General features: G+C 64.0%; 2 protein-coding genes and 1 pseudogene. All 3 read left to right on the forward strand.

Annotated elements, in window-relative coordinates:
• Positions 1 to 228: pseudogene (locus VIM98_RS15715) on the forward strand (3-hydroxybutyrate dehydrogenase); the annotation flags it as partial.
• Positions 229 to 232: 4 nt separating this feature from the next.
• Positions 233 to 1435: a patatin-like phospholipase family protein gene (locus VIM98_RS15720; protein ID WP_331994052.1), complete on the forward strand. Its 1203-nt coding sequence runs from the start codon at positions 233 to 235 to the stop codon at positions 1433 to 1435.
• Positions 1436 to 1465: 30 nt separating this feature from the next.
• Positions 1466 to 2329 (forward strand): NAD(P)-dependent oxidoreductase, encoded by an 864-nt coding sequence (locus VIM98_RS15725; protein ID WP_331994053.1) that lies wholly within the window; start codon positions 1466 to 1468, stop codon positions 2327 to 2329.
• Positions 2330 to 2479: the final 150 nt, after the last annotated feature.

Genomic DNA, 2479 nt, shown 5'->3' on the forward strand with positions numbered 1-2479 from the left:
GGCTTCGTGCGCACGCCGCTGGTGGAGAAGCAGATCCCCGAGCAGGCGAAAGAGCTCGGTATCAGCGAGGCGGACGTCATCAAGAACGTGATGCTCAAGGATACCGTCGACGGAGTGTTCACTACCGTCGAAGATATCGCGCAGACGGCACTGTACTTGGCGACTTTCCCGTCGGCTGCGCTGACGGGTCAGTCGATCGTGGTAAGCCACGGCTGGTACATGCAGTAACGCCATGAGCAGCAGCAAAGGCAGTCAGCTGCGCGCGTCCACCGCCACAGCGGTGGGCGACGCGGTCGCGCGCAATTACGGCACCGTCGCCCTGGTTCTCCAGGGCGGCGGCGCGCTCGGCGCCTACCAGGCCGGTGTGTACCAGGCGCTGGAAGAGGCATCGTTGCAGCCGAACTGGATTGCCGGCATTTCGATCGGCGCCCTGAACGCGGCCATCATCGCCGGCAACCCGCCGGAGCGACGTGTCGAACAACTCGAGGCATTCTGGCGCGCGATCTGCCAGTTGCCGCTGCCGGCGTTGTCTGCCGCGCCTTTCGATCCGGCGAACTGGCCGCTGCCCTGGCAGAACGGCATGAGCGCGTGGGCGGCCTGGCGCAGCCTGATCGAAGGTCAGCCGAGCTTCTTCCTGCCACGCATGCCCTCGCCGTTATGGCATACGCATGCCTCGCCTGCGACGACGAGCTGGTACGACACCTCGCCGCTGCGCACCACATTGGAGCGCATGGCCGATTTCGATCGCATCAACGATCCGCGCCAGATGCGTGTCTCTGTCGGTGCGGTCAATGTACGCACGGGCAATTTCGCGTATTTCGAGAACACGCGCGGAAAGCTGATGCCTGAGCACTTCATGGCATCGGGCGCCTTGCCGCCCGGTTTTCCCGCCGTGGAGATCGACGGCGAGTTCTACTGGGACGGCGGCATGGTCTCCAATACGCCGCTGTACAAAGTGCTGGCCGAACGCCCCTGCCACGATGCCCTGGTGTTCCAAGTGGATCTGTGGAATGCACAGGGCGAGTTGCCGCGCGATATGGCGGCCGTGGCCGAACGCTCCAAGGAAATTCAGTATTCCAGCCGCACGCGCTTGATTACCGAGTACATGCGCCTGAACCAGGAACAGCAGCGCATGCTGCACGACCTCATGGCCCTGGTGCCGCCGGACAAACACGACGACCCGGCCTATCGCCGTGCAGAGGTTCGGGCCAGCGGTGCACTGACGAACCTGATCCACCTGATCTACCGCGACAAGCCCTATGAAGGGCACTACAAGGATTACGAATTCAGCGCCGCCAGCATGCGCGAGCATTGGCAGAGCGGTTTGACCGACATGCAGCGTACGTTGGAAAACCCGCACTGGCTGGATGTGCCTGACACGGAGCACCCCTTTATCACCCACGACGCGCACCGCAGCGAGGAAGGCACGCGTTAGACTGAGGGTTTCCTCGCCAGGATCCCTCGCATGACTCTCAAGGCTGCATTTATCGGACTCGGTGCCATGGGCGCGCCGATGGCAGAGCACCTGCACGCACGCGGGCTGCTGCATGCCGTGGCCAATCGCAGCCGCGCCAAAGCCGAAGCGCTGGCGCAACAACTAGGCGTCAAAGCGCCGGCCACGCTCGCCGAGCTTGCCGCCGAATGCGATGCCATCGCGTTGTGCGTGACCGCCGACGCCGATGTGCTTGCCACGGTGGAGCAGCTTGCGGCGGGACTGAAGCCAGGCACGGTCGTTATCGATCATTCCACCGTCGCGCCCGACACGGCCAAGCGCGCCGCAGCACGACTCAAGCAGGCCGGTGCGCACTTCATCGACGCGCCGGTATCCGGGGGCGTGGAAGGCGCGAAGAACGGCAAGCTGTCGGTGATGGTCGGCGGTGAGGCCGACGTACTGGAGCGCATGCGTCCTGTCCTCGAAGCCTATGCGTTGCGCGTGACGCATCTTGGCGACGTCGGCGCAGGCCAGGCGACGAAGGCCGTCAACCAGGTGCTGGTGGCGGGCATCGCACAGGCGGTGTGCGAAGGCCTGGCGTTGGGCGAAGCGCTAGGGCTGGATCCGGAGCGGCTGATTCCCACGCTTGGCGCGGGCGCGGCGGGCAACTGGTTTCTGGAAAAGCGTGGCGCGACGATGCTGCGCAACGAGTTCTCCGTGGGCTTCAAACTGGCGCTGCTGCACAAGGATCTGCAGATCGTGCGCGGTATCGCCGAGCAGGCAGGCACGAGTCGTCAAGTGATCGAGCGTTCGCTGGCCGATTACGCCGAGCTGATGAGCCAGGGCTATGGCGATGACGATATTTCGGGGTTGATCCGGTTGAAGCGGGGGCGGTGAAAGAGCGCTCCCCCTCACCCCAGCCCCTGAGGTATCCCCACGTTTTTCACGTAGAGATGCCGGTGTACACCCAAGTCAGAGGACCGCTGGAGATGGCTCGGATGAATTGCCGTAGTTGGTTTTTGGGAGGCCACCAGAGGTGGCGTTTGA

The organism is Dyella sp. (assembly GCF_036568765.1).
Lineage (GTDB): Bacteria > Pseudomonadota > Gammaproteobacteria > Xanthomonadales > Rhodanobacteraceae > GSA-30.

What these genes read in the sequence shown, in the direction of transcription:
- VIM98_RS15725 (WP_331994053.1), top strand. Translation starts at nt 1,466, where the DNA reads ATGACTCTCAAGGCTGCATTTATCGGACTCGGTGCCATGGGCGCGCCG.
- VIM98_RS15720 (WP_331994052.1), top strand. Translation starts at nt 233, where the DNA reads ATGAGCAGCAGCAAAGGCAGTCAGCTGCGCGCGTCCACCGCCACAGCG.